The sequence below is a fragment of the Pseudonocardia kongjuensis genome (assembly GCF_039526905.1).
GTDB lineage: Bacteria > Actinomycetota > Actinomycetes > Mycobacteriales > Pseudonocardiaceae > Pseudonocardia > Pseudonocardia kongjuensis.
This window is the reverse complement of the sequence record NZ_BAAAJK010000030.1, coordinates 12,081-15,652: the sequence shown is the minus strand read 5'-3', so window position 1 is coordinate 15,652 and position 3,572 is coordinate 12,081. Positions and strand designations below refer to the sequence as shown.

Here is a 3,572-nt window from a genome sequence, read left to right as displayed (position 1 = left end):
GGCCCGATCCCGGGAGCAGCCCGTGAGCGACACCGAGACCGCGCACTGGATCGCCACCGTCCCGGTCGCCGACCTGGCCCGCCGGCGCCGGACCCGCGTCGAGGTCGGGGACCGGGCGGTCGCCCTGTTCCTGGTCGGGGACCGGGTGTTCGCCCTCGACGACGTGTGCGTCCACAAGGGCCGCTCGCTGGCCCGGGGTGCGCTCTGGCAGGGCCGGGTCGTCTGTCCGGCGCACCAGTGGGCGTTCGACCCGGAGACCGGCCGTGCCGACGGGCGCGACGAGTGCCAGCCGGTGCACGACGTCCGGGTGGTCGACGGCGTCGTCGAAGTCAGCGCGCACCCGCGCAGCCAGGAGGAATCATGAACGACCTGCCCCGCAGCCTCGTCACCGTCGGTGCCGGAGCGGCCGCGGTCGCCGCCGTGCGGACGCTGCGCCGGCGCGGCTTCGACGGCCCGGTGACCATGCTGTCCGACGAGCCGCACGCCCCCTACCAGCGCCCGCCGCTGTCCAAGGAGTTCCTGCGCTCCGACACCCCGCCCGAGGATCTCGTGCTGCTCGACCCCGCGTGGGCCGACGCGAACGGCGTCGACCTGCGGCTCGGCGCCCGGGCCGCGGCGGTCCGGCCGGGCGGCGTCACGCTGGCCGGCGGCGGCACCGTCGCGGCCGACGCGGTGCTGCTCGCCACCGGGGTGCGGGCCCGGACCCTGCCCGGCGTGGCGGGGGAGCGGATCGTGCACCTGCGCACCGTCGACGACGCGGCGCGGCTGCGGGACGCGCTGCCCGGCGTCGAACGGCTGGTCGTCGTCGGCGGCGGCCTGATCGGCGCCGAGGTCGCCTCGACGGCCCGGGAGCGCGGCATCGCGGTGACCGTGCTGGAGGCCGGCGTGCTGCCGATGCTCGGCCAGGTCGGCCTCGAGATGGCCGGGTTCTGCGCCGACCTGGCCCGCGCGCACGGCGTCGACCTGCGCTGCGGCCAGGAGATCGCGTCGGTCACCCCGACCGGCGGCGGCGTGCTGGTCGGCACGGCGAGCGGGCCGGTCGAGGCCGATCTGGTCGTCGTCGCGGTCGGGTCGGTGCCGAACGACGGCCTGGCCCGCGACGCCGGCATCGCGACCGATCCGGTGCGCGGCGGGATCGTCGTCGACGGCACCGGCCGGACGTCCGCGCCCGGCGTGTTCGCCGCCGGGGACGTCGCCACCCGCGCCGCCGGCTCCGGCTTCGTCCGGGTCGAGCACGTCGACAACGCCACCACCGGCGGCACCGCCGTCGCGCGCGAGCTGCTCGGCCTGCCCGCACAGGATCCCGGCGAGCCCTGGTTCTGGTCGGATCAGTTCGAGCTGAACCTGCAGGTCGTCGGCCACCCGCCGGCCGCGGCCGACGTCGTCGTGCGGGGCAGCGTCGCCGACGGCGACTTCACCGCCTTCTACCTGACCGACGGCCGCGTGCGTGCGGCCTTCGCCGTCGAGCGGGGCGGCGACGTGCCCGCGGTGCGGCAGCTGATCGCGCTCGGCGAGCCGGTCCCGGCCGCCGCACTCGCCGACGACGACACCGACCTGTTCGACCTGCTCGACGGCATCTCCGCCTGAGCACACCGCCCGAGGAGTCCATCGTGGAGTTCCACAAGATCGCCCGGTCCGGCCAGGTCCCCGAGGGGGTGGTCCGCCGCTTCTTCGCCGGCGACGTCGAGGTCGCCGTGTCCCGCTCGGACGGCGAGGTGCACGCCACCTCGAACTACTGCAGCCACCTGGACTGCCTGCTCTCCAGCGGCAAGGTGACCGACGAGGGCCTGCTGTGCTCCTGCCACGGCAGCGTCTTCGACTACCGCTCGGGTGAGCCGCTGTGCCCGCCGGCCACCCGGCCGATCACCGTGTTCCCGGTCCGGGAGGAGGACGGGCACGTCTACGTCGGCGTCGACGACGAGCTGGCCGGCGCGGCGATGCGGCGCCGGGCGGCCGGGGCGCGCCGGCTGGGGGACCGGGCCGGTTCCTGACCGGCCCGCCGAGCCGCCCGGCGCCCGCGCCGGGTCAGCCCACGTGCTCGATCAGCCGCTGCCGGGCCAGGCGCTCCACCATCTCGGGCAGCGCGGGCGCGGGGACGGAGTCGAGATCGTCGCGGGAGCCCCGCACGACGCTCTCGACGAGCGGGGCGGGCAGCCGGTGGCCGGCGAACTCGGCGGTGAGCCGGTGGACGGCGTCGCGGACGGAGGGGTCGTCGGGGCGGAGCAGTGAGGCGTGCACGGTCGTGGTCGATTCGTCGGAGGTCGGTGCCCGGTCGCGCCGTCCGGTCGTGCGGACGGCGCCGGGCGGGTCGCGGGGCGGCGCCCGGCGCGACCGGCATCAGGGCCGGATGGATGACGGCCCGTGCGATCACCGACCACGGTAGGTGCTGTGGCGACTCCCGTCGACCGGATAATCCGGGCCGCACAACGATCCGGCGCCGCCGGGCCCCGGAGCCGCCGTTCGTTGCGTGTCACCCGCCCGTTCGCGTCCGGATCTTGCACCGCCCGCGGCCCGGGCGCTGCACTGGTTCCGGCGGTCCCGACCCCGGACCGCCGCTGCCGCCGCCCCGTGGAGATCCCATGAGCCTGCCCGCCGTCCTCCCGACCCCCCGGCCCGCCGACGCCGACGAGTTCGAGCAGCTGACCACCGTCCGCGACCCGGACTCCGGGATCCGCTCGGTGGTCGCGATCCACGACACCACGATGGGGCCGTCGCTGGGCGGGGTGCGGATGCGCGCCTACCCGAGCTTCGACGACGCCGTCCGGGACGCGATGGCGCTCGCCCGCGCCATGACCTACAAGTCCGCACTGGCCGGGCTCCGGCTCGGCGGCGGCAAGAGCGTGATCGACGCGGCGGCCACGCCGGCCGCCAAGGCGGCGTTCCTGCCGGTGCACGCCCGGCACGTCGCCGCGCTGGGCGGGCGCTACATCCCGGGCGCCGACATGGGTACCGACGCCGCCGACATGGAGGTGCTGGCCCGGGACGTGCCGGTGGTGTCGTCGCGGCGGGATCCGTCGCCGTTCACCGCCCGCGGCGTCCTCCGCGCGGTCGAGGCCACCCTCGGACGGCAGGGGCACCGGCTCGCCGGCCGCCGGATCGCCGTGCAGGGCCTGGGCAAGGTCGGGTCCGCGCTGGTCGGGCTGCTGCGCGCGGCCGGTGCCGAGGTGCTGGTCGCCGACACCGACGACGCCAGGGTGCGCGCCGCGCGGGGCGCGGGCGCCGTCGCGGTGCCGGTCGGCGAGATCCTCACCGCCGACGCCGACGTGCTCTGCCCGTGCGCGGCGGGCGGCGTGCTCACCCCGGCGGTGCTCGACGCGCTGCGCGCCCGCGCGGTCGTGCCGGGCGCGAACAACCCGCTCGCCGGTGACGCCGGCGCGGCGGTGCTCGCCGCGCGGGGGGTGGACTACGTCCCGGACTTCGTCGCCAACGCGGGCGGCGTGATCGTCTGCGAGGCCGAGGTGCTGGGCAGCGACGACGGCATCGAGGAGAAGATCGACGCCATCGGCACCACCGCGGTCCGGATCCTGGACGAGGCCGCCGGGCGGGGCACCGACACCGTCACCGTCGCCCAC

Annotated in this window: 5 protein-coding genes; 4 read left to right on the top strand and 1 reads right to left on the bottom strand. The window is 77.0% G+C overall.

Features of this window, described 5'->3' with window-relative positions; translation table 11 throughout:
* Positions 1-22: 22 nt before the first annotated feature.
* Genes ABD160_RS22645 through ABD160_RS22635 form a run of 3 tightly spaced genes read left to right on the top strand, consistent with a single transcriptional unit; the run spans position 23 to position 1,991 of the window.
* Positions 23-364, top strand: coding sequence for a Rieske (2Fe-2S) protein (locus ABD160_RS22645; RefSeq protein ID WP_344025724.1), 342 nt, complete (start codon positions 23-25; stop codon positions 362-364).
* Complete coding sequence (locus tag ABD160_RS22640; RefSeq protein WP_344025722.1) at positions 361-1,587, top strand: NAD(P)/FAD-dependent oxidoreductase; 1,227 nt, start codon at positions 361-363, stop codon at positions 1,585-1,587. The genes ABD160_RS22645 and ABD160_RS22640 overlap by 4 nt, the downstream gene beginning before the upstream one ends.
* Positions 1,588-1,610: 23 nt before the next feature.
* Positions 1,611-1,991, top strand: a complete 381-nt coding sequence (locus ABD160_RS22635) for a Rieske (2Fe-2S) protein (RefSeq protein ID WP_344025720.1) — start codon at positions 1,611-1,613, stop codon at positions 1,989-1,991.
* Positions 1,992-2,025: 34 nt separating this feature from the next.
* Here the strand turns inward: ABD160_RS22635 and ABD160_RS22630 are convergent, their stop codons facing one another.
* Positions 2,026-2,238, bottom strand: a complete 213-nt coding sequence (locus ABD160_RS22630; RefSeq protein WP_344025718.1) for a hypothetical protein — start codon at positions 2,236-2,238, stop codon at positions 2,026-2,028.
* Positions 2,239-2,579: 341 nt separating this feature from the next.
* Between ABD160_RS22630 and ABD160_RS22625 the strand changes: the two genes are divergently transcribed.
* The coding region (locus ABD160_RS22625) for a Glu/Leu/Phe/Val dehydrogenase dimerization domain-containing protein (protein ID WP_344025716.1) at positions 2,580-3,572 on the top strand (993 nt) is incomplete at its 3' end.

What these genes read in the sequence shown, in the direction of transcription:
- ABD160_RS22640 (WP_344025722.1), top strand. Translation starts at nt 361, where the DNA reads ATGAACGACCTGCCCCGCAGCCTCGTCACCGTCGGTGCCGGAGCGGCC.